This is a genomic window from Rossellomorea marisflavi (assembly GCF_009806575.1).
Classification (GTDB): Bacteria; Bacillota; Bacilli; order Bacillales; family Bacillaceae_B; genus Rossellomorea; species Rossellomorea marisflavi_A.
Genome location: NZ_CP047095.1, coordinates 2,311,072 through 2,334,015, shown reverse-complemented (window position 1 = coordinate 2,334,015; position 22,944 = coordinate 2,311,072). Strand labels below are relative to the sequence as shown.

25 protein-coding genes, 2 riboswitches and 1 other annotated feature are annotated in these 22,944 nt (G+C 48.8%); of the genes, 23 read left to right on the top strand and 2 right to left on the bottom strand.

What is annotated here, in order from left to right; all coding sequences use genetic code 11:
• Position 1 precedes the first annotated feature (1 nt).
• From D5E69_RS12080 to D5E69_RS11970, 23 genes are all read left to right on the top strand, one after another.
• Complete coding sequence (locus D5E69_RS12080; RefSeq protein ID WP_159129721.1) at positions 2–766, top strand: thiazole synthase; 765 nt, start codon at positions 2–4, stop codon at positions 764–766.
• Positions 763–1,827 carry a ThiF family adenylyltransferase gene (locus D5E69_RS12075; protein ID WP_159129720.1) on the top strand — a complete coding sequence of 355 codons (1,065 nt, stop codon included), beginning with the start codon at positions 763–765 and terminating at the stop codon, positions 1,825–1,827. Before D5E69_RS12080 ends, D5E69_RS12075 begins: the two co-directional genes overlap by 4 nt.
• Positions 1,793–2,605 (top strand): bifunctional hydroxymethylpyrimidine kinase/phosphomethylpyrimidine kinase, encoded by an 813-nt coding sequence (gene thiD / locus D5E69_RS12070; protein WP_063191570.1) that lies wholly within the window; start codon positions 1,793–1,795, stop codon positions 2,603–2,605. Before D5E69_RS12075 ends, thiD begins: the two co-directional genes overlap by 35 nt.
• Positions 2,606–2,757: 152 nt before the next feature.
• Positions 2,758–2,978 (top strand) — a binding site (T-box leader).
• 48 nt (positions 2,979–3,026) lie between these two features.
• Complete coding sequence (gene ilvA / locus D5E69_RS12065) at positions 3,027–4,295, top strand: threonine ammonia-lyase IlvA (RefSeq protein WP_048003721.1); 1,269 nt, start codon at positions 3,027–3,029, stop codon at positions 4,293–4,295.
• Between the two features lie 225 nt (positions 4,296–4,520).
• Complete coding sequence (gene fabG / locus D5E69_RS12060) at positions 4,521–5,273, top strand: 3-oxoacyl-ACP reductase FabG (RefSeq protein ID WP_159129719.1); 753 nt, start codon at positions 4,521–4,523, stop codon at positions 5,271–5,273.
• 273 nt (positions 5,274–5,546) lie between these two features.
• Positions 5,547–5,651, top strand: a riboswitch (SAM riboswitch).
• A gap of 114 nt (positions 5,652–5,765) precedes the next feature.
• On the top strand, positions 5,766–5,879 hold the full coding sequence (locus tag D5E69_RS12055; protein WP_370296022.1) for a DUF2292 domain-containing protein: 114 nt from the start codon (positions 5,766–5,768) through the stop codon (positions 5,877–5,879).
• Between the two features lie 99 nt (positions 5,880–5,978).
• Entirely contained in the window at positions 5,979–6,677 is a 699-nt protein-coding gene (locus D5E69_RS12050; RefSeq protein WP_048003879.1) for a phosphoadenylyl-sulfate reductase, read from the top strand.
• Between the two features lie 13 nt (positions 6,678–6,690).
• A complete protein-coding gene (gene cysP, locus D5E69_RS12045; protein WP_156183285.1) occupies positions 6,691–7,752 on the top strand; it encodes a sulfate permease in 1,062 nt (353 codons plus the stop codon).
• Positions 7,753–7,774: 22 nt separating this feature from the next.
• Positions 7,775–8,914 carry a sulfate adenylyltransferase gene (sat, locus tag D5E69_RS12040; RefSeq protein WP_063191567.1) on the top strand — a complete coding sequence of 380 codons (1,140 nt, stop codon included), beginning with the start codon at positions 7,775–7,777 and terminating at the stop codon, positions 8,912–8,914.
• A gap of 9 nt (positions 8,915–8,923) precedes the next feature.
• Positions 8,924–9,517: an adenylyl-sulfate kinase gene (gene cysC / locus D5E69_RS12035; RefSeq protein ID WP_159130353.1), complete on the top strand. Its 594-nt coding sequence runs from the start codon at positions 8,924–8,926 to the stop codon at positions 9,515–9,517.
• A 12-nt stretch (positions 9,518–9,529) separates the two neighbouring features.
• Entirely contained in the window at positions 9,530–11,140 is a 1,611-nt protein-coding gene (locus D5E69_RS12030; RefSeq protein WP_048003715.1) for a nitrite/sulfite reductase, read from the top strand.
• 14 nt (positions 11,141–11,154) lie between these two features.
• Positions 11,155–11,376: a DUF3906 family protein gene (locus D5E69_RS12025; protein ID WP_048003714.1), complete on the top strand. Its 222-nt coding sequence runs from the start codon at positions 11,155–11,157 to the stop codon at positions 11,374–11,376.
• A 20-nt stretch (positions 11,377–11,396) separates the two neighbouring features.
• A complete protein-coding gene (cobA, locus tag D5E69_RS12020; RefSeq protein WP_048003713.1) occupies positions 11,397–12,164 on the top strand; it encodes a uroporphyrinogen-III C-methyltransferase in 768 nt (255 codons plus the stop codon).
• 1 nt (position 12,165) lies between these two features.
• The gene (locus tag D5E69_RS12015; protein WP_159129718.1) at positions 12,166–12,918 is read left to right on the top strand and encodes a sirohydrochlorin chelatase; all 753 of its coding nucleotides are present in this window, start codon (positions 12,166–12,168) and stop codon (positions 12,916–12,918) included.
• Positions 12,911–13,450: a precorrin-2 dehydrogenase/sirohydrochlorin ferrochelatase family protein gene (locus D5E69_RS12010; RefSeq protein WP_063191565.1), complete on the top strand. Its 540-nt coding sequence runs from the start codon at positions 12,911–12,913 to the stop codon at positions 13,448–13,450. Before D5E69_RS12015 ends, D5E69_RS12010 begins: the two co-directional genes overlap by 8 nt.
• Positions 13,451–13,774: 324 nt before the next feature.
• Positions 13,775–13,876: riboswitch (purine riboswitch) on the top strand.
• Between the two features lie 91 nt (positions 13,877–13,967).
• The gene (locus D5E69_RS12005; RefSeq protein ID WP_048003711.1) at positions 13,968–14,555 is read left to right on the top strand and encodes a xanthine phosphoribosyltransferase; all 588 of its coding nucleotides are present in this window, start codon (positions 13,968–13,970) and stop codon (positions 14,553–14,555) included.
• On the top strand, positions 14,552–15,859 hold the full coding sequence (locus D5E69_RS12000) for a nucleobase:cation symporter-2 family protein (protein WP_048003710.1): 1,308 nt from the start codon (positions 14,552–14,554) through the stop codon (positions 15,857–15,859). The genes D5E69_RS12005 and D5E69_RS12000 overlap by 4 nt, the downstream gene beginning before the upstream one ends.
• 178 nt (positions 15,860–16,037) lie before the next feature.
• Complete coding sequence (locus D5E69_RS11995; protein ID WP_048003709.1) at positions 16,038–17,594, top strand: long-chain-fatty-acid--CoA ligase; 1,557 nt, start codon at positions 16,038–16,040, stop codon at positions 17,592–17,594.
• Positions 17,595–17,692: 98 nt separating this feature from the next.
• Positions 17,693–18,082, top strand: a complete 390-nt coding sequence (locus tag D5E69_RS11990; RefSeq protein ID WP_159129717.1) for a VOC family protein — start codon at positions 17,693–17,695, stop codon at positions 18,080–18,082.
• 276 nt (positions 18,083–18,358) lie between these two features.
• Positions 18,359–19,012, top strand: a complete 654-nt coding sequence (locus tag D5E69_RS11985; RefSeq protein ID WP_048003707.1) for an ABC transporter permease — start codon at positions 18,359–18,361, stop codon at positions 19,010–19,012.
• A gap of 16 nt (positions 19,013–19,028) precedes the next feature.
• Positions 19,029–20,021 (top strand): ABC transporter ATP-binding protein, encoded by a 993-nt coding sequence (locus D5E69_RS11980; RefSeq protein ID WP_048012805.1) that lies wholly within the window; start codon positions 19,029–19,031, stop codon positions 20,019–20,021.
• A 4-nt stretch (positions 20,022–20,025) separates the two neighbouring features.
• A complete protein-coding gene (locus D5E69_RS11975; RefSeq protein WP_159129716.1) occupies positions 20,026–20,763 on the top strand; it encodes an ABC transporter permease in 738 nt (245 codons plus the stop codon).
• 41 nt (positions 20,764–20,804) lie between these two features.
• Positions 20,805–21,692 carry a glycine betaine ABC transporter substrate-binding protein gene (locus D5E69_RS11970; protein ID WP_249931484.1) on the top strand — a complete coding sequence of 296 codons (888 nt, stop codon included), beginning with the start codon at positions 20,805–20,807 and terminating at the stop codon, positions 21,690–21,692.
• Positions 21,693–21,726: 34 nt separating this feature from the next.
• On the opposite strand, the gene D5E69_RS11965 is transcribed toward D5E69_RS11970, so the two are convergent.
• Both D5E69_RS11965 and D5E69_RS11960 read right to left on the bottom strand, forming a co-directional pair.
• On the bottom strand, positions 21,727–22,269 hold the full coding sequence (locus tag D5E69_RS11965; RefSeq protein ID WP_159129715.1) for a CBO0543 family protein: 543 nt from the start codon (positions 22,267–22,269) through the stop codon (positions 21,727–21,729).
• Positions 22,270–22,370: 101 nt separating this feature from the next.
• Positions 22,371–22,856 carry a YusW family protein gene (locus D5E69_RS11960; RefSeq protein WP_159129714.1) on the bottom strand — a complete coding sequence of 162 codons (486 nt, stop codon included), beginning with the start codon at positions 22,854–22,856 and terminating at the stop codon, positions 22,371–22,373.
• Between the last annotated feature and the right edge of the window lie 88 nt (positions 22,857–22,944).

The window sequence follows — 22,944 nt, the reverse complement described above, 5'->3', positions numbered from 1 at the left end:
CATGTTGAAGATAGGGACGTATGAATTTGAATCAAGATTGCTTCTCGGTACGGGGAAGTATCCGGATCAGGAGATCCAGCGAAAGGCTGTGAAAGCGTCAGGTGCGGAAATCCTCACCTTTTCGGTCCGTCGCATGAACGTATTTGATTCCCCTGGGGAAAATGTCCTGGAGGAATTAGATCTCGGGAGCTTCACTTTACTGCCCAATACGGCCGGAGCGAAAGATGCCGCGGAAGCCGTCCGCCATGCACAGCTTGCGAAGGCATCAGGTTTATGTGACATGGTCAAAGTGGAAGTGATCGGATGTGAAAAGACCCTGCTACCGGATCCAGTGGAAACCTTGAAAGCTTCTGAAGAACTGCTGAGTCAAGGGTTTACCGTCCTCTCCTATACATCGGATGACGTCGTCCTTGCCAAAAGACTCGAGGAACTTGGCGTTCATGCCATCATGCCGGGTGCTTCACCGATCGGATCGGGTCAGGGAATCATCAATCCCCTGAATCTTTCCTTCATCATCGAGCAGGCTCGTGTACCCGTCATTGTTGATGCAGGGATCGGCTCGCCCGCAGATGCGACGAAAGCGATGGAGCTTGGAGCCGACGCTGTCTTATTGAATACGGCCGTTGCTCAAGCAGGCGACCCTGTGAAGATGGCAGAGGCGATGAAGCTTGCGGTATTGTCCGGACGACTGGGATGTGAAGCGGGGCGTATCCCGGAAAAGACCTATGCATCAGCAAGCAGCCCATTGGAGGGACTGATGCAGTGAAAAGCGAAAGGTACTCCAGACAGATTTTATTTGCTCCCATTGGAGAACGGGGGCAGGCAGTCCTGGGGGAGAAGCGCGTCATCATCATCGGTGCCGGTGCACTGGGATCTTCTGTTGCCGACATGTTGGCAAGGTCGGGGGTGGGGAAGCTCACCATCATCGACCGTGATTATGTGGAATGGAGCAATCTGCAGCGGCAGCAGCTGTATACGGAGCACGATGCAGAGAGCTCACTTCCAAAGGCGGCGGCCGCCGAACGACGGTTGAAAAGAGTGAATTCACAGGTGGAAATTGACGGAAGGGTGGGAGAAGTCACCCCCGGCATGCTTTCCTCAATGGAAGCGGATCTGTTGATCGATGCGACCGATAACTTCCATGTGAGACTCATGGTGAATGATCATGCGCGGATGAGGTCGATTCCCTGGATCTTCGGTGCCTGCCTTGGTTCCTATGGAATCACCCATACCTTCCTCCCTGGCGAAGGACCCTGTCTTCGCTGTCTTCAGGACGTACTGCCGGTGAACGGGGATTCGTGTGAATCGCAGGGGATCATCTCTCCTGCCGTCACGATGGTGACCTCTTATCAGACCACAGAAGCGTTGAAGATCCTCACCGGCGCAAAAGGCACTCTGAGAAAGACGCTCTTATCCTTTGATCTGTGGGAAAACAGCCGTAGTGAGGTCACCATCGAAAGCATGAGAAAAATGGATTGCCCGACATGCGGATCGAACCCAACCTTTCCGGCTTTGAAAGGAACATCGGGAGTGAAGGCAAGCGTCCTTTGTGGGAGGGATGCCGTCCACATCAGGCCTTCAAGCCCCCTCAGTCTTCACCTCGAATCGTTTACTAAAAGGATGAAGGAGGGGCGGATCCTCAGTGCTAACCGATTCCTTGTGAATGTGAACATCGAAGGGCACCGGATGGTCGTTTTTTCAGATGGACGTGCCTTGATCCATGGGACATCCGATATTCCTGAAGCGAAGGCCCTTTACCGTAAATACATCGATGAACAGGAGTGTGTGCAAGATGAAAAAAGTATTGACCATTGCCGGATCAGATAGTGGTGGCGGTGCAGGGATCCAAGCGGATATTAAGACGTTCCAGGAACTCGGGGTGTTCGGGATGAGTGCCATCACTGCAGTGACGGCACAAAACACATTGGGCGTCCACGGGATCCATCCCGTCCCGCCATCTTTTGTGGAAGAACAAATGGATGCCATCGCAACGGATTTGAGTCCTGACGCAGTCAAGACCGGTATGCTGGTGGACAGAGAAATGATTTCCATTGTCGCTGCATCCATTGAGCAGCGTGGATGGAGGCGCGTGGTGGTCGATCCGGTCATGGTGGCAAAGGGCGGGGCTTCCCTGCTTCATGAAGGGGCCGTCGATGCGCTGATCCATGAATTGATCCCCTTGTCTTATGTAATCACCCCCAATCTCCCTGAAGCAGAAAAAATGACAGGAATCAAAATCCATACAATGGAAGATCAGAAGAAAGCGGCCAAAATCATCCACACCATGGGGGCGGATAACGTCATCATTAAAGGAGGGCATCTTCAGGATTCGGCTTCGGATCTTGTGACCGATCTTTTGTATGATGGAGAGCATTTTCACACGTTCACTTCCAGGCGCTTCCATACACGACATACCCATGGTACAGGCTGTACGTACTCAGCAGCGATCACGGCTCAAATTGCCAAGGGTCACACTGTCCATGAGGCAGTATCGCTTGCAAAGACGTTCATTTCTTCTGCCATTGAACATACCCTTGAACTTGGGGATGGGCATGGTCCGACCAATCATCAAGCTTTCCGGGAGTTTTCAAAACAGCTGAAATGATACGATTATAGAATTCTGAAACGGGATTTTTGGGTCAGTTAAAGTGGCGTGCGTAAATGATTGCGTTTACATTAATGGAATATTCAAAATTGACAATAAACTTATTGACGCGTATTTTATTACCTGTTACTCTTATGTATAAAATTGAAGAATCATATTCAATGACGAGAACAGTAGGATGATAACGTGTCCCAAAGAGAGCCGGGTTGCTGGGAACCGGCGGATACCATGATCTGAAGATCCTCTCCGAGAAACAGGGCTGAATTGATACAGTAAGCTCTGTCGGTCTTCACCGTTAAGAAGAAGATTCATAGAGTGCCGGGCCAGTGTGGACCGGAACTAGGGTGGTAACGCGAGCAGACTCGTCCCTAATCAGGGGACGGGTTTTTTGTGTGAAAAAGCAATAGAAAGGAAGAGAAGCATGGATCAAACACAGCAAAAGAGTCAAACCGTATTGGTGGAAGACATCATGATCGCCAATCAGCGCATCAAAGACGTAGTGCTTCATACACCTTTGCAGTTCAATTCTCTGCTATCGGATAAATATGGGTGTAACGTATATCTGAAACGGGAAGATCTTCAAGTCGTGCGATCATTCAAAATCCGTGGTGCCTATAATCGCATCAAAAAACTGTCTGAAGAGGAACTTCAAAACGGGATTGCCTGTGCGAGCGCCGGAAACCATGCCCAGGGAGTCGCCCATTCCTGTCACCTATTACGAAGCCACGGAAAGATCTTCATGCCGACCACGACCCCTAAGCAAAAAGTGGATCAAGTGAAGTTCTTCGGCGGAGAACATGTGGAAGTGGTCTTGACAGGTGATACATTCGATGATGCTTATGAAAAAGCCATTCTATGCAGCGAACAAGAAAATCGGACGTTCATTCATCCCTATGACAATGAAGATGTGATTGCTGGCCAAGGGACAGTGGCAGTAGAAATCCTCAATGATTGCAGCGAACAGATCGATTACCTGTTCGTTCCGGTCGGTGGAGGCGGGTTGGCTGCGGGAATGGGGACGTTCCTGAAGAGTGTTTCGCCCGATACGTTGGTGATCGGTGCTGAACCATCGGGCGCTGCCGCCATGAACGAGTGCCTGACCCAGGGCAAGCATGTCACCCTTTCGGATATCGATCCCTTTGTAGACGGTGCCGCAGTTAAGAATGTAGGTGAAATCACCTACAGGATCTGCCGGGAGGTATTAGATGATCTGCTTGTGGTACCTGAAGGCAAGGTATGTTCCACCCTCCTCGAACTCTATAATCGCAATGCGATCGTTGCAGAGCCTACTGGTTCGCTCTCCCTCGCAGCCCTCGATCAGTATGCCGATCAGATCAAGGGGAAAAACGTGGTATGTGTCGTGAGCGGCGGCAATAATGACATCGGCAGAATGCAGGAAATCAAGGAACGATCGATGATCTTTGAAGGATTGCAGCATTATTTCATCGTTCATTTCCCCCAAAGGGCCGGAGCCCTCAGGGAATTCCTCGATGAGGTGCTTGGACCTCATGACGACATCAACCGCTTTGAGTATACGAAGAAAAACAACAAAGAGAGCGGACCCGCACTCGTTGGAATCGAACTCAAGCATAGGGAAGATTACCCCGGACTACTTGACCGGATGAATCAAAAAGGATTTGCGTATCAATGTGTCAATCAGGATAAGACGTTGTTTCAATTATTGGTGTAACAACAGGATCCCGGAAAGCCCAATGGCCGTCCGGGATCCTGTTGTATCTGTATATACGCAGTGAAAGATAATTACGTGATCCTGGCGCTCCCGCATTCACAATTACGCTCATCCATAAGGGAGATGCAGGAACATTCCATAATATGCCGAATTGATACGTAGAGTGGTTGCAGTCGAGTGCAGCCCACTGAATGAACAACCATTCACAAAAGGAGTGAGCAGAACGTGACCAATATAAAAAGGGTGGCCATCGTCACCGGTGGAGCTAAAGGAATCGGAAAGGCTGTTGGGGAAAGGCTTGCACAGGAAGGATATCAGGTTGCAGTACTGGACACGGATGACGCAGCCCTTCGATTGATGGGGGAAGACGCACGAGGGGGTGAACCACTTCTGAGAGTCACGGATATTTCCAAACCGGATGATGTAAAGGGAGCCGTGGCGGAAATTGTTGGACGCTTCGGACGGATTGACATCCTCGTGAACAATGCAGGCGTGATCAGGGACAATCTTCTTTATAAAATGTCCGATGGGGATTGGGATACGGTCATGGACGTCCATCTGAAAGGAGCGTTCCTCATGACGAGGGAGGTCCAAACCTTCATGGTGCAGCAAAAGTACGGGAGGATCATCAATGTATCCTCCACATCTGCATTGGGGAACCGTGGACAGGCGAATTATTCCACTGCCAAAGCCGGCCTTCAGGGGTTGACGAAGACGCTTGCCATCGAGCTCGGTCCTTACGGGATCACCGCAAACGCCGTGGCACCAGGATTCATTGAGACCGATATGACGCGCCAGACCGCCGAGCGTATGGGTGTTCCGTTTGACGAATTGGTCAGCATGAGTATCAATCAAATACCGGCCAGGCGAAGCGGTCAGCCGGAAGATATCGCCAACGCCGTTGCCTTTTTTGCAGATGAACGCTCATCATACGTGAACGGTCAGATCCTGTACATTTCCGGCGGGCCGGTTTCCTAATCAATTATCCAAGTATGAAAAATCGTGGCTGCCTGATCACGATTTTTTTGTTTGCGGACACAGCCTACTATTGTCTGGATGAAGGGAATCAAGAATTCGGATAGGCCCACAAATAAAAAATGGTGGTTGAATCGAATTTCTCTGAATACCTTGTGTTAAGGGCCTGGAGGAAATGAGTTTGTGAAAAATAGTTCAAATTCATTATTCCTATAAAAAAAGTCGGATTGACTTATCTCAATTATCTGTTATTATTTTAGTTATTCAAATGAATATAACTTATCCAGAGTGGTGGAGGGAACTGGCCCGATGAAACCCGGCAACCTACATAATGTAAGGTGCTAACTCCAGCAAAATGGGACTCATTTTGGAAGATAAGGTTCGATACCTGAACAGCTTTCCGAAATGGGGGGCTGTTTTTCCATGGACCCAGATGTTGAAAACGGGGGGAAGTCGATGAACAAGAAGGATAAGCAGGAAAATGCGGCGGGATGGATGGATACGATCAATTCCATGCTTGAAAACATGGACTTCGGTTCCATTACGATCGTGGTGCAAAACGGTAAAGTCATTCAATTAGAACGGAATGAAAAAGTACGAATCAAATAATCATGCTGACTAGAAAAACTAGAGGCATTCATCCGCAGGTTTTATTTGACTGCGCATGAATGTCTTTTTCTTTTGGGCATGAGGAAAGCGGTGATCAACGTGTTGACATACGAAAATTGGAAAGAACATGATCAGGACTTCGGGGTTGATCCCACCTACAAAGGGGCCCTGAACGTCTTGGAATGGGCATATGGGCATTATGGTGACAGGATTGTGTACGCGTGCAGCTTCGGGATCGAGGGAATGGTCCTGATCGATCTCATCTCTAAGGTGAATCCCAGTGCAAACATCGTCTTCCTGGATACCGATGTCCACTTCAAGGAAACGTACGAGACAATCAAAAAAGTGGAAGAAAAGTATCCTTCCCTTCAGATCGAGATGAAAAAACCTGCGCTATCCCTCGAGGAACAAGCAGCACAATTTGGGGATCGGTTATGGGAAACGCAGCCGAATCAGTGCTGTCAGATCAGGAAGCTCGATCCGTTGAAGGAGGTGCTTTCAGGCGGGGATGCCTGGATTTCAGGGCTCAGGCGCGAGCAGTCCCCGACGCGGAAGGATACACAGTTCATCAATAAAGATGACAAGTTCAGTTCCATCAAGATCTGTCCGTTGATCCATTGGACATGGAAGGATGTATGGAGATATGTCCATAAACACTCCCTTCCATATAATGTGTTGCATGATCAAGGCTACCCGAGCATCGGGTGCTCCCATTGTACATCCCCTGCTTATGATATGAATGATTTGAGATCAGGCAGATGGACAGGCAAAGGCAAGACGGAATGCGGGCTACACTAGGAGGGCAGACATGCTGGAAATCATCGCCATCATCATCAGTTTATTCTTTGCCATGAATATCGGGGCAAGCGGCGCGGCTGCCACAATGGGGGTGGCTTACGGATCGGGTGCCATCAAGAAAATGAAAGTAGCCCTTGTCATCTGCTCCATCGGGGTCCTTGCCGGTGCAGTCCTCGGAGGTGGTGAGGTAGTCAAAACCATCGGGTCGGGGATCATTCCATCAACCATCCTGACGTCCAAGTTAGTGATCATCATTCTTTTATCCGCTACTTGTTCCCTTTTCATTGCCAATCTGATGGGAATCCCGCTTTCGACAAGTGAGGTGACGGTCGGGGCTGTGGTGGGAGTAGGGGTAGCGTATCAGGTTCTATTCATTAAATCCCTGCTGACCATCATGTTGTTTTGGGTGATTGTCCCGTTTACGGCGTTCATTCTTACATGGTTGCTTGCTAAAGGGCTATATGGGCTCGAAAAGCGGGGGTGGACATTCAATCATACATGGATCGGGTACGTTTTGATTCTCGCGGGCTTCCTGGAGGCCTTCTCTGCGGGCATGAACAATGTGGCCAATGCCGTCGGTCCCCTGGTTGGGGCCGGCATGCTGAAAGCGGGTCCGGCCGTTTGGGTGGGAGGAGCGTTTGTCGCAATAGGGGCACTTTTATTAGGTGCTAAAGTAGTGGAAACGAACGGCAAGAAGATCACCCGGTTCACCAAGCCAGAGGGGATCCTCATTTCTAGTGTAGGGGCCGGTCTGGTGATCACAAGTTCGATCTTCGGGCTTCCCGTACCCCTGGTCCAGGTGACGTCTTCTTCCATTATCGGACTTGGCACCGCCAGGAACGGGAGGGAAGTCATCCAGAGCGATATCGTGAAAAAGATCGTGAAGATCTGGATCGTCTCACCACTTGTGTCATTGAGTATTTCGTATTTCCTTGTAAAGCTTTTGGTCGACTATGACATTTATTCCATCATCATCCCCGTTTCGGTCATGATTGCGACGATAGGGGCATTATCCTTGATGAAAGCAATCCGGAAAGAAAAACGGGCCGTTCATGAAGATGGCGGAGGAATTTGAATCAATTGAAGGAGGAGTCATGATGAGTTTAGAACCGCATGGAGGAACACTTGTACAATCATATGCACCGGAGGAAGAAGTTGAGACCATTGAAACGGAGATTCCCCTCGATGAGATCTCGTTGAGTGATCTCGAGTTAATCGCGATAGGAGGTTACAGCCCCATCACGGGGTTCCTGCAAGAAGCCGACTATAAGAGCGTTGTCGAGAACCTGAGATTGGCCGACGGAACCGTCTGGAGCATCCCGATCACCCTCCCGGTGGAACAGGAGATCGCCGATCGCTTAACGGTCGGGAAGAAAAGCCGGCTGGTGTATGACGGAACCACATACGGTTCGATCGAAATCCAGGAAATCTACACACCGGATAAAGAAAAAGAGGCGCTGCTCGTTTACGGAACCACAGACCTAGAGCATCCCGGAGTCAAAAAGCTTTTCCACCGTGGCCCCATCTATGTGGGAGGGAAAATCACCCTACATAAGCGTTTGAATAAACCATTTGAAGCCTACTCATTCGATCCTGTGGAGACGAGGGCGGCTTTCAAGGAAAAAGGGTGGGAGACAATCGTCGGATTCCAGACCAGGAACCCGGTTCATCGGGCTCATGAGTATATCCAGAAGACGGCACTTGAAACAGTGGATGCCTTATTCCTTAATCCCCTCGTCGGAGAAACGAAGTCGGATGATATCTCGGCATCGATCAGGATGGAAAGCTATGAAGTCCTTCTCAAAAACTATTATCCTACGGACCGGGTGTTCCTGGGGGTATTCCCGGCAGCCATGCGGTATGCAGGACCTCGAGAAGCCATCTTCCACGCGCTTGTAAGGAAGAACTATGGATGCACCCACTTCATTGTGGGACGTGATCATGCCGGGGTCGGGGACTATTACGGAACCTATGATGCACAGAAGATTTTTGAACAATTTTCGGAAAGGGAGATCGGCATCGTTCCATTAAAATTCGAGCACAGCTTCTACTGTCAGAAATGTGAAGGCATGGCAACGACCAAAACGTGCCCCCACGGAAAAGAGGACCGGGTCATTCTGTCGGGAACGAAGGTGCGCGGCATGCTGAGGGCAGGGGAAGTCCCTCCAAGCACCTTCTCGAGACCGGAAGTCATCAAGGTGCTCATCGACGGGTTGAAGAAGGAAGAATCACAGTAAGGAGGAGAAATCATGTCTGATATCGTCTGGCATGAAAGTGCCGTAAAAAAAGAAGACCGCCGAAATAAAAATGGCCATGGCAGCTTCATCCTTTGGTTCACGGGGCTATCTGCCTCCGGGAAGTCATCGGTTGCAAACGCCCTGTCCCATCGACTATTCCAAGAAGGGAAGCAAGTGTATGTACTCGATGGGGACAATGTCCGCCATGGATTGAATGCCGATCTTGGCTTCAATGAAAAGGACCGCAAAGAAAATATCCGCAGGATCGGTGAAGTATCGAAGCTATTCGTGGACAGCGGTCAAATCGTCCTCACCGCTTTCATCTCGCCGTACAGAGAAGACCGTGCCGTGGTCCGCAATCTGGTCGGTGAGGGAGAGTTCCTTGAGGTCTATGTTCATTGTCCCCTTGATGAGTGTGAAAAAAGGGATCCGAAAGGGCTATACAAAAAAGCAAGGAATCAGGAGATCCCGAATTTCACAGGCATCAGCGCCCCTTATGAGGAGCCGGAGAATCCTGAAATCACGTTGAACACAAAAGAACATTCGATAGACGAGTGCGTTGAGCAGATCTGGAATCATCTTCAAGTCAAACAATTGATCTAAGGAGTGGAGAGCATGGCATATCAGAAGCACTGGGAACAAAATGAGAAATTGAATAAAACCGAACAATGGAAGCTTGAGCGGGATGGCTTGACTATATTGGAGGATATCCCTGAATACGCAAAAAATGGTTTTTCATCGATCCCGAAGGAAGAGTGGGATAAGTTCAAATGGGCTGGCCTGTATTTGCAACGTCCAAAAGAAGATGGCTATTTCATGATGAGGGTCAATGTCCCCTCTGGCATTCTCACATATGATCAAGCCGTAGAACTCGCGGCCATCTGTAAAGAGTACGGCCGTGATGTGTACGACATCACGACGCGACAGGCCATCCAGTTTCACTGGTTGAAAATCGAACAGATTCCGGACATCTTCAACCGTCTTGAAAGAGTCGGCCTTTCCTCCGCCGGTGCATGTGGAGACATCACTAGGAATATCGTCGGGAATCCACTGACGGGCATTGATCCGGATGAACTGTTCGACACGCGGGAGATTGTGAAGGAAGTATATGATTTCTTCCAGCTTAATGAAGATTTCTCGAATCTTCCGAGAAAATATAAGCTGTCCATCTCTTCTAATATCAATAATGCATCAAATGCAGAAATCAACTGTGCATCGTTCGTACCGGCTACGAAAGTGATTGACGGAACAAAAGTGGCAGGCTTCCATTTGAAGGTAGGGGGAGGCCTGTCAGCAAGACCGTTCCTTGCTGAGACACTGGATGTATTCATCCAGCCACATCAGGTAAAAGAAGTAGCGATTGCCGTGACGACGATCTTCAGGGATTTTGGTTACAGGGAGAAGAGGCATCTCGCACGTTTGAAGTTCCTCGTTGCGGACTGGGGTCCCGAGAAATTCAAGGAGAAATTACTGGAGTATGTCGAGCTACCGGATGGCGGAGAGGATGCCGTAACGGGATGGAATGCTGGCTACTTTTATGGAGTAAAGCCTCAGAAGCAAGAGGGGCTGAACTATGTGGGACTGAATGTTCCGGTGGGCAGACTCAGTTCCGACGAAGTGCTGGAGCTTGCAAGGATATCAAAAAAATACGGGAACGGGGAACTGCGAAACTGCAACTCACAGAATCTCATCATTCCGAATATCCCGGATGAGCATGTGGACGCCCTGTTGGAAGAAAAAATCTTCGATAGAATTTCCACGAGCCCGTTATCCTTTATCGGATATTCCGTGTCCTGTACAGGGATTGAATATTGCAATCTTGCCCTCGTCGAAACGAAGGAGAGAATGCGCAGGATCGCCAATGAACTGGATCGTGAACTGAGCCTCGATGTGCCGGTGCGCATGCATATGGTCGGGTGTCCCAATTCATGCGGGCAGAGGCAAATTGCCGACATCGGTCTTCAGGGAATCAAGATGCGGACAAAGGACAAAAAGATGATCGAGGCCTTTGAAATCTATGTAGGAGGTACACTCCAAGATGGAGGGACGTTGAATGAAAAGCTGAAGGGGAAAGTGGAAGCCGAGCAGCTTTCAGATGTGGTAAAGGGTCTCCTCATCCACTTCAAGAATACGAAGGAACCGGGAGAAGCCTTCTTTGACTACGTGAATCGTGTAGGAACGGCCGATCTGCAAGAGTCACTGGACGGGTTGCTTCAGGAAGCATAAAGGGGGATGAATAGATGAATCTGTATCGATTTGAAGTAACGACCCATACCTTTGTTACCCCCGTCGTGGTCGCAGCAGACTCCGATGAAAAAGCATTTGATCTGGTGGAGATTGAATTAGAAAAGTATTTTCTGAAGAAACCTGAAATCGTGGACATCTCGCTTTATGAGAAACGGAGATTGCGAGGCGGAGGAGCAGCATTCGTCCTCCACGAGAAGGAAACCATCATAAAGTAAACACTGAAGGAGGAGATCCAATGGGGAAAGTATATTTAGTGGGGGCCGGGCCAGGGGATCCGGACCTTCTGACCATCAAAGGGCTGAAAGCCATCCAGCAGGCTGATGTGATTCTTTATGATCGGCTGGTGAACAAAGAGCTCCTCACCCATGCGAAAGAAGGGGCCGATCTGATTTACTGCGGGAAATTGCCTCATTATCATACGATGAAGCAGGAAACGATCAACCGTTTTCTCATTAAATATGCATCGGGATCCAAGGTAGTAGTCAGACTGAAGGGGGGAGACCCGTTTGTGTTCGGAAGAGGTGGAGAGGAAGCGGAGGCACTAGCCGCTAAATCCATCCCGTTCGAAGTGGTGCCCGGCATCACTTCGGGCATTGCCGCTTCTGCTTATGCGGGTATCCCCGTCACCCATCGTGACGTGAGCGCAAGCGTTGCTTTCGTGACCGGGCATGCCCACGGGGAAGAAGATGAAGAGAAATGGGAAGGTCTTGCGAAGGGGGTCGACACCCTTGCAATCTACATGGGGGTCGGCAACCTCCCATTTATCCGGGACCGTCTGATCCGCTACGGTAAATCTCCCGAAACCCCGGTTGCCCTGGTGCATTGGGGAACGACAGATGTACAGAAGACGGTCACCGGTACGCTTGCTGATATCGTGGAGGTCGTGGAGAGAGAAGGCATACAGAATCCGAGCATGATCATTATCGGGGAAGTCGTCCGTTTCCGTGAAAAGATCAAATGGTTTGAGAATATATCTGAACCGGCCATCAGTGAGGCATTATAAAATGAAGAAAGCCGTCTTATATGTCTGTCACGGAAGCCGCTTGAAGGAAGCGAGGGATGAAGCCGTCGACTTCATCACCTCGTGCAAATCCCATGTCGACGCAGAGATCCAGGAAATCAGTTTTCTTGAACTTGCCGAACCATCCATTCAGGAAGGATTCGCGGCATGCGTGGAAAAAGGCGCCACGCATATCGCCGTTGTCCCGCTTCTTTTACTCACTGCCGTTCATGCGAAAAAAGATATCCCGGAAGAGATTGATACCTGTATGGGAGAGTACCCTGAGATAGCCGTCAGCTACGGGCGTCCGATCGGGGTTCATGACAAGCTGATTGAAAGTGTCATCCTCCACTTGAATTCCGTGGTTGATCATGTGGTCCTCATCGGGAGGGGAAGTTCAGACCCCGCGGTCAAACGTGATCTCGGAGCGATTGCAGAGAAGGTCCGACAGCGATCGGGAATGAAAACGGTCCAAACATGTTTTCTGACCGCTTGTGAACCATCCTTTTCCGGTATCCTCGAGGAGATGTCTGCGACAAAAGAACCGGTCCTCTTTATCCCGTACCTCCTGTTCACAGGACTATTGATGAAAGACATCCAAGCGAAAATCAAGAAGAGTGGAAATCCACATCTCCAGCTCGGAAAATATCTCGGGTACAACCATCTAGTAAGAGAAGCGTTCGTGGAGCGTACGCACGAAGCCCTTTCAAGTCCGCTTTATAGGAGAGGTGAGCAATTTGCTGCCGCTGATGCTTGATGTCACCGGGAAGAAGGTGATTATTGCAGGCGGAGGGAGGATCGCACTCCGCAAGCTATCCGTCTTTATGAACGAGGGAGCCGTGATCACCGTCATCAGCCCGGAGGCATCTGAAGAAATACAGCGACTCCATGAGCATGGTGCCATTGTTTGGAAAAGGGCCTGCATTCAGAAGGAGGATTTGAAAGGAGCCCATTTCCTCATCGCAGCTACGAATGATCCTTCTGCGAATGAAGCGTTGCATATCATGGCTGATGCTTCCACCTGGGTCTGCGTAGCAAGTGACGGGAATAAAGGAAATATGCAGATGATGTCATTCAAAAGGGAGGGGGACCTCACCATTTCTGTATCCACCTCCGGCTCAAGCCCCGGCCTCGCAAAGGATTTGTCCGGGATCCTCATGGACCGGTGCAAATCGATTGCAAAAAAGCTGCCTTTCATTAGAAGGGAGCGGGAGCATATCAAGAATACCCTGCCCTCGCATGAAAGGGGTGAGCAGATTCGCCTATTACTAAAAGAGCTGATGAAATAATGGAGCAACGCAAGCCGGTCTTATGGGGAGACCGGTCATTTTCAGGTGGTGGAATATATTTTGGTGTGAGCAAAATGTAAAGAAGACGAGAGAAAGAGGGTGCACAGCAGCAAAAATTCACGGCATTAGAGTGATTCCAGTAATACCCAACCTCCATCGGACTGTCCGTGAAAAGTGAATACAACTGATATGAATGAACCATCTGCTTCTTACATCGGATCCAACCAAACCTCAGCGTTTGCGAACAATAACTTAAAAAATCCTCCCGAACGTTAGGAAATACACCTTTACAAATCGTTTTTTTACCGATATAATCCGTACTATCAACTACATAAAAAGCACACTCATATAAAGGCAGGGATATGGCCTGCAAGTTTCTACCGATTCACCGTAAAGGAATCGACTATGGGTGAGCAATGCGGCGTATTTTTGCGCTTTCCTTTCATAACCCGAAGGCATTGTCTCACTCTGAGAGATGCTTTCGGGTTATTTCATTTTCAGAAAGGGAGCGAAACCAGTGGAACTACTTCACAAGAAGATTGAACAAGAAGGCAAAGTATTATCAGATACAGTATTGAAGGTGGATTCGTTCTTGAATCACCAAGTGGATCCGCAGCTGATGAAGGCAATAGGGGAGGAATTCGCCGCGCGCTTCAGACATGAGGGCATCACAAAGGTCCTCACGATCGAATCATCAGGGATCGCACCGGGTGTGATGGCAGCCATGGAACTCGGAACGCCGATGATTTTTGCCCGGAAAAAGAAATCTCTTACTCTATCAGAAGGTCTGCTCACAGCTGAGGTCTATTCCTTCACGAAGCAGGAGACGAATACCATCTCCGTATCCACTCAATACATCAAGGAAGGGGACCGGGTGTTGCTGATCGATGATTTCCTGGCGAACGGGCAGGCAGCCCTTGGGCTGATCGAGCTCGTGAAACAGGCAGGTGCACACGTGGCAGGAATCGGTATCGTCATCGAGAAATCCTTCCAAGAAGGCGGGAAACTTGTGAGGGATACGGGCTACCGGGTCGAGTCGCTGGCTGAAATTGAGTCACTCAACGACGGGCAAGTCACCTTCAAAAAAGGAGCTGAAGTGTCATGAAGCAATCATCACTCAAGACCGCTTCCCTTGGAATTCAGCACGTACTCGCAATGTATGCGGGGGCCGTCATTGTCCCCTTGATCGTTGGAGGGGCCCTCGGTTTGACGGGTGAACAACTCACTTATCTGGTATCCATCGACATCTTCATGTGCGGGATCGCCACCCTGCTACAGGTGTGGAAAAATAAGTTCTTCGGCATCGGACTTCCGGTCGTCCTTGGATGTACCTTCACAGCCGTCGGTCCCATGATCTCCATCGGAGCGAAATACGGGATTACAAGTATTTATGGCTCCATCCTTGCTTCAGGTTTGTTCGTCATCATCATCAGCACGTTTTTCGGAAAGCTTGTACGCTTTTTCCCGCCAGTCGTGACGGGTTCTGTCGTCACCATCATCGGGATCACCCTGATTCCTGTTGCCATGAATAATATGGCTGGAGGAGAGGGAAGTGCAGATTATGGTTCCATTGATAATCTTCTCCTGGCATTTGGGACCCTGATCTTCATCCTTGTCCTTTACAAAATGTTCACCGGCTTCATTCGATCTGTATCCATCCTGCTGGGGCTTGTGGCGGGAACCATAGCCGCCATGTTCATGGGGAAAGTGAACTTCTCGGAAGTAGGGGAAGCATCCTGGTTCCATATGGCACAGCCCTTCTACTTCGGCATGCCGACCTTTGACATCGCCGCGATCCTAACCATGATCCTCGTGGCCATGGTCAGCCTGGTAGAATCGACGGGTGTCTATTTCGCCCTAGGGGATATCACCAATCGGAAGCTTAGCGAGGAAGATCTATCCAAGGGATACCGGGCAGAAGGGCTTGCCATCTTCCTAGGTGGAATCTTCAACGTCTTCCCATATACCGCTTATTCCCAAAACGTCGGGCTTATCCAGCTTTCAGGCGTAAAGAAATCGAATGTGATCTATGCCGCGGCAACCTTCCTGATCATCCTGGGCCTTGTACCGAAGATCGGAGCCCTCACGACCGTCATCCCGTCTGCCGTGCTCGGGGGTGCCATGGTGGCCATGTTCGGCATGGTCGTCGCATACGGCATCAAGATGCTCAGCAGGGTGGACTTTTCATCACAGGAGAATCTCCTGATCATTGCGTGCTCCGTCGGAATGGGTCTCGGGGTCACCGCGGTCCCGGAACTCTTCTCAAAGATGCCAGAAGCTGTCCGCATCCTCACCGATAATGGAATCGTGGCAGGAAGCCTCATGGCCATCTTCTTGAATCTGTTCTTCAATGTCTTCTCACGTCAGCGTGAGAAGAGGGTTGTATTGCAGGAGCAGAAGGCGTCGTGATCCTCTATCCACTACCAGCACCTCTACATAAGTAGGGGTGTTTTTGTATGCATTCACACGACATAAACTTGTTCAGCAAAAAGGATAACGCTTACAAGCGTAGAATCTATAGGATAGATATCCATCTGCGCATCGCATCATTCAAGCCCTGGAAAGAGGGCGACCGAGGGGGAAGACGATGTACGCAACGACCGGAACGATGTTTGATCAAAGTGTGGAGAATTACCGGAACCAGGAAGCGATCGTAGAGGTGAAAAGTGGACGGCGGATGACTTACGGACAATGGCAGGAAAGGGTTCACCAGATGTGCAATGCACTTCAGGCAGAAGGAGTGAGGAAGGGGGACAGGGTTTCGACCTTTCTGTATAATACCGAGTTGCTCGCGACCGTTTATTTTGCCTGCGGGAAAATCGGGGCCATCATCAACCCGATCAACTTTCGACTTAATTCAGATGAACTGGCCTTCATCATGCATGACGCCGAACCAAAGGTGTTCCTATTTGAAGAAGCACTTCAAAACGTCGTGGAAGGGATAGCACCGGATTTCGGTCAAATCGTCTTCTGGTATGAAGGGGGGAATCCGCCTGCCTTTTCAAAGCGCGTGAGCGACATGGCCTTTTCGACTCAATTTGAAAAAGTCGAAGTGGATGAAAAAGATCCGTATGCGATGATGTATACGAGCGGGACGACGGGAAGGCCGAAAGGAGTGCTTCATCGTCACCGCGACGTGATGGAGCAGGCGTTGATCCTGACCGGTGTTATGGGATACCGGTCTGGTGATGTGGGATTGGTCACGGCTCCGATGTTTCATTGTGCAGAACTCCACTGTGCATTCGTTCCGAGGGTACTCGCAGGCGCGAAGAACGTCATCCTTCATCAATTCGATCCAAAGCTCGTCCTTGAAACGATCGAACGAGAGCGCATTACGACTCTTTTTGCAGCTCCGACCATGTGGAGCATGCTGCTAGAAGAGGGCACGTCCCACTATGACACGTCGAGTCTCAGGAATGGGCTCTATGGTGCCGCACCAATGGCGCCGAGCCTTGTGAGGAAGCTTCATGATGAACTGAAGATCGAGCTGATACAGGCGTATGGACAAACGGAAATGGGTCCTGCCATTGCATTTCTTCTACCCCATGAACAGCTTACTAAGGCGGGGGCGGCAGGGAAAGCGGCCTATCATCATCAAATACGGGTCGTGAAACCGGAAACGTCCGGCCCGGCGGATCCAGAGGACATCTGTACCGTGGGTGAAATTGGTGAAATTATCGTGAAGGGATCGTGTACCATGATCGGGTATCATGGCCGCACCGAAGCAACGGAACATGCCTTGTATAGAGGATGGTATCATACTGGGGACCTTGGATATGTTGACCGTGAAGGATACCTTTATATCGCCGACCGGATTGACGATATGATCATTTCAGGAGGGGAAAATGTCTATCCAAGGGAAGTCGAAGATGCCCTGCACGCCCACGAAGGAGTCGTGGATGTTGCTGTCCTGGGAACACCGGATGAAAAATGGGGGGAAGTCGTCACGGCCGTCATCGTACCTAAGTCGAAAACATTGACTGCTCAACAATTGGATGACTTTTTGAAAAGCGGGAAGGCTCTGGCAGGCTATAAACGGCCACGGAACTATCGATTCACCCCAGCACTTCCACGGAACGCCAGTGGCAAAATCCAAAAATTCCTGCTGAGAGAGGACTTGTCAAAAGAGGTTCATATTGATTAATACTATAATAATGTTATGTTAACTTATTTCTGTATACACCACCTTTCCCTGAACATGATACAATGAAGGGAATCATCTACCGAAAGAAGTGAACGAATGTGATCACCTACCAGAATCTACACCATGTCAGTTTGACCGTAACCGATCTCAAAAGGTCTAGGGAGTTCTACAAAGATGTACTGTGCCTCGAAGAGATCAAGCGTCCGGAGTTCGGCTTTCCGGGTGCATGGTACGCCATTGGTAATCAGCAGCTCCATTTGATCGTCCACCCGACCTCTCAAACGATACGGGAAGAGAAGATTCTATCAAGCAGGGAAGGTCATTTTGCCCTGAGGGTGGATGATTACGATCGAGCCTTGACATGGCTGAAGGGACACGGGGTCGAAATACTTGAAAAACCTCACTCGAAAAGTGGATTTGCACAAATTTTTTGTCAAGATCCCGATGGGAATCTGATTGAATTGAATGTAGATCAAAAAGATGTATAGACAAAAATCCAGAACCCTTTCAAGACGGGGTTCTTTTTTTTGATTCCCCCATTATTCGGTTCTTGGTAGACCCGCAAAAATTCCAAGACTTATAGAGTCCGATCTAATGGGATTCTACAAAACATGTAAGAAATTCTGACATAAATTGCTCGTAATTTTCCGAATGATTAGACATATCTACTCCAGAAATGGTACGGTAATGATAAGGAGTGCCGAATTTCGACAAATAGAGCGTTTATTTGCGGTTCCTCTCAATAAGGTAAAGGAGGATAAGATATGGAAAGATGGATTACATTTCTCGATGTCAACGGTCCGCGAATCGTGGATCTGACAATCGAACATGCGCTTCTCGTGGGACTAGCGATCCTGGTAGCTCTTCTCATCGGCATCCCTCTGGGGATCTATCTGACAACCAATGATTATCTAGCAGAAACGATCCTTCAGGTTGCATCGGTCATGCTGACCATTCCGAGTATTGCATTATTCGGAGTCATGATTCCCATTTTTTCAATCATCAATCAGGGGATCGGTTTCGTCCCCGCATTTGTAGCCCTCGTATTATATTCCCAGCTTCCCATCATCCGTAATACATATACGGCGATTAAGAATGTAAGTCCCCAGATGCGCGACGCCGCCAAAGGGCTGGGCATGAAAACACATCAACGTCTATTCAAAGTGGAAATCCCCAATGCTTTTCCCCTCATCATGGCCGGAATCAGGACGGCAGTAGTCATGAATATCGGAATCGGAGTGATTGCGGCTTACATTGGTGCGGGTGGCTTGGGTGTCCTCATTACTCAGGGAATCTCCCGCGGTGACAACTACCTGATCATCAGTGGGTCGATTGCCGTTGCCATCCTTGCCATGATTGCCGATGGGATCCTGATGTACATCCAAAAACGATTTACACCTAAAAGTCTATCCAATTGAAGGGAGAGTGGACCGAATGATCAAGTTTGACCAAATTACAAAGACGTATGAAGGTGGTGTGACAGCCATCAATAAGGTCGATTTCAATGTGGATGAAGGACATATTGTCGTTCTGCTTGGCCCCTCTGGATGCGGAAAGACGACGCTCCTCCGCATGGTCAATCGCCTTGAGTCGATTTCGGAAGGGAAGATCTACATCAACGGTCAGGACTCCAGCGAACTGAATCCCATTGAACTGCGAAGGAAGATCGGGTATGTGATCCAAAGCAATGGACTTTTCCCCAATCTTACAATCGAGGAGAATGTCATGATCGTCCCTGATATGCTGGGATGGAGAAAGGCACAAAAACGTGAGCGGTTCAATGAGCTCATGGCCATGATCGGACTGGATCCAGAGAAATATAGGAAGCGGTACCCCCACGAACTCTCCGGTGGTCAGCAGCAAAGAATCGGTGTCATTCGTGCCCTCGCTGCCGATCCTCCCGTCATGCTCATGGACGAACCGTTCGGGGCACTTGATCCGATCATACGTGAGAAGATCCAGGATGAATTTCTACAAATCCAGCGGAAGGTAAAGAAGACGATCCTCTTTGTCAGTCACGATATTGATGAAGCCATCAAGATGGCTGACCGGATCGTTTTATTAAAAGGTGGGGAGATCATGCAGTATGATTCTCCTTCAGAAATGCTCGTACGTCCGAAAAATGAATTTGTATATGAATTCTTTGGGAAAGACCGGGCGATTAAAAGCCTGAGCCTTCATACGATCAAAGATTTGAAGGATATCATCGGGCTAGTGGAGATAGATGATACCATTCAGGATACCAAAACTATTCACGTCGGGAACGATCTACGCAATACGCTTTCCATGCTTTTGAATCAAGAAGCGGATCAAGTGATTGTCAATGATGACCATGGAGTCCGTCTGGGAGCCATCACGATTGATCGGGTCCAACAATATCTGCACTACGAGATAAAGGGTAAATCCATTCCTATGGAGGAAAGGTGATAGGATGAAAAGAAAAAAACTGACGAGCCTCGTCGTACGTTGCATCCTGTATGCACTGGTGGCCCTTTTTCTGTTCTGGTCCATCAAGAATCATTATTATGACTACATTTTCACAAATAGCAGTACCTTTCTACTCCTTCTTCGGCAGCATCTTTCACTTGTGCTTGTTTCATCGCTTTTGGCGATCGTCATTGCTGTCCCAATGGGCATCCTCATCACAAGGAAGTCATTCAGAAGGGCGGAATGGGTCGTGTCGAATACGGTCAATTTCGGTCAGACGATCCCGAGCCTTGCCGTCCTGGCACTGATGATCAGCATATTGGGAATCGGTTTTAAAACAGCCGTGTTTGCTCTTTTCATTTATTCTTTATTACCGATTTATCGGAATACGGTGGCAGGAATCGATTCGATCGATGAAAATCTTCTTGACGCCGCCAAAGGGATGGGAATGACCCGGGTGCAGATCTTGTTTAAAATGGAATTACCCAATGCGGCATATTCGATCCTGGCGGGGATCCGGACGGCCATTGTTCTGAATATCGGAACGGCAGCCCTTGCTTATGTAGTAGGTGGAGGAGGGCTGGGTGTTTGGATTTTCACCGGCATACAGCTCTTTGATAATGGTTACCTCATTTCAGGTGCCATCCCCGTTACGCTGCTGGCTGTCGGAGTCGATTTTGGGTTGAGGCTCCTGGAAAACAAATTGATTTCAAAAGGCATAAGGGCGACAGTTGAATCGTAATGAACGGAGGTGAGATGATGGGGAAGAAAAAATGGATAGGCATGGCAATCATGATATCACTTGCCTTGATCCTCTCGTCTTGTTCTTCTATAGGCGTCGGGGAAAAAAGGATTTCGGTCGGAGGGAAGAATTTCACTGAACAATATCTCCTTTCTGAAATGACCGCATTTCTATTAGAAGAAGAAGGCTTCAAGGTAAAACAGATGAATAATCTGGGCAGTACCGTTGTACGTAAAGCACTGGAAAATAATCAGGTTGACCTGATGTGGGAATACACAGGTACCGCCTTGATCACCTATATGAAGCAAGATCCTATCGCCGATCCGGATAAAACCTTCGAGAAAGTCAAGGATCTTGATGCAAAAAACGATATCCATTGGATGAATATGTCCAAGGTCAATAATACGTATGCGCTGGCGATGACAAAAGAAAAGGCGGAGGAACTCGACATCCATTCAATCAGCGATCTTGGCGAATATATCAATGATCACCCTGATGAGCTCACGATTGCCTCGGATGCAGAGTTCGCCAATCGACAAGACGGTCTGCCTGGTGTGGAGAAGAAATATGGATTTGATTTCGGCGCTCAGAACATCAACCAGATGGATATCGGGCTGACTCAAAGAGCACTTGATAAAGGGCAGGTCGACGTTTCCGTTGCATTTGAAACGGATGCGACGATCCGTGCATATGGTCTCGTGACACTTGAAGATGATAAACAATTCTTCCCCCCTTACCGTGCAGCGGTAAGTGTGAATAAAGAAGTATTGAAAAAGTACCCCGAGGTCGAAGAGATCACCGGACGACTTGCTGAAAAGCTAGATAGTGAGATCATGCGTGAGCTCAATTATAAAGTGGATATTGAAGGGAACAGTGTATCAGTCGTTGCGTATGAATGGCTCGTGGACAATGGCATGATTGAAGAATGAAAACAGCTCCTGTGCCTTGGCACAGGAGCTGTTTTTAACGAACGATGGTGTCACGCGCGGCAATGAAATCACACACCCATTTAATCACCAGTCCGACAAGGAACAATAGAACGAAGGATGAGAAAGGAGTCCAGTGATGGAGCTCATAAAACTGAAAATGGACGAAAATCGGCATGCCTATGAATCCGATCAACGCACTGACCAGTAATAAAGTGATCAGATAAGCTTTCCACTTGGTAAAGTACTGATAGATCAAAGCATATACCACCGGAATCGTCATAAAATCTACTGCATTGAAACTTTCAAGGAATCCGATGAACTGATATGGATAGCTCCAATAGCCGAAGTAGTTGCCAATTTCGTTCACAAGGGCAACCAGGAAGAAAGAAAATAGCAGGCAAAACGCACTCATGATAAAACGGGATCGGTCGATTAACACGATGAACACCAGAAAGAACAAGAGGTTTATGATGACAATAAACCACCAGTGTCCGCTGAACAGGTTGTCTTCCCTCCAGTAGGCCATTTCGGTCTGCATAAGGTGGTGCCGTGCTTCATTGACTGTATGCAAGGTCATCCTGATTACTCCTTTTTAGGTGTATCATGCACCTTAACGGGAGCAATTATGCGGAATCAATCAGAAAAAGCGGGTTCCTGTTCCAGGTTCCCGCTTTCCGATTATTGTTTCATGTCTTTATATTCTTTTTCCGTGCCGTCAGGGAATGTCACTTCAAGTTCGAACGTTTCGTAATCATCCTTTAGAGAGAAGGTATCCTTCACTTGCTTCATGACGTCTTCATTCGAGGTATCTTTGTCAAAGTCAAGCTTCTCAAGCATAGGCGTAATCTTATCCATAGCTTTATCGCCTGAAAGCTTTTCGTCATTCATGTCGTCCTGGAAACTCGCTTCCATTCCATCTTCATCATTGTCATAGTCCACTTCATAGTCCTGCTGGTCGGCATAGTCCACATCCAAGTCGAAGCTCGTGAAGGCGAATTTGTTATCCTTTGATGCATCATTCATGGAATCGTTTGATGTATCATTATTGGCGCTCTCATTTTCCTTTGGCGCATCTTTCGGTGGGTCCTTGACTTCATCGTTACTGCATCCGAATAGTAGGAGTGTTGCAGTAAATGCCGGGATGACGGCGTTTTTTAATTTCATGATTTTTGTTCCTCCATTCTATGATTTTCTCTTAGTATACCCGGAAGTGGAATCGTGAATCCCCGATCATAAGCTTTCGTCCTTTTGA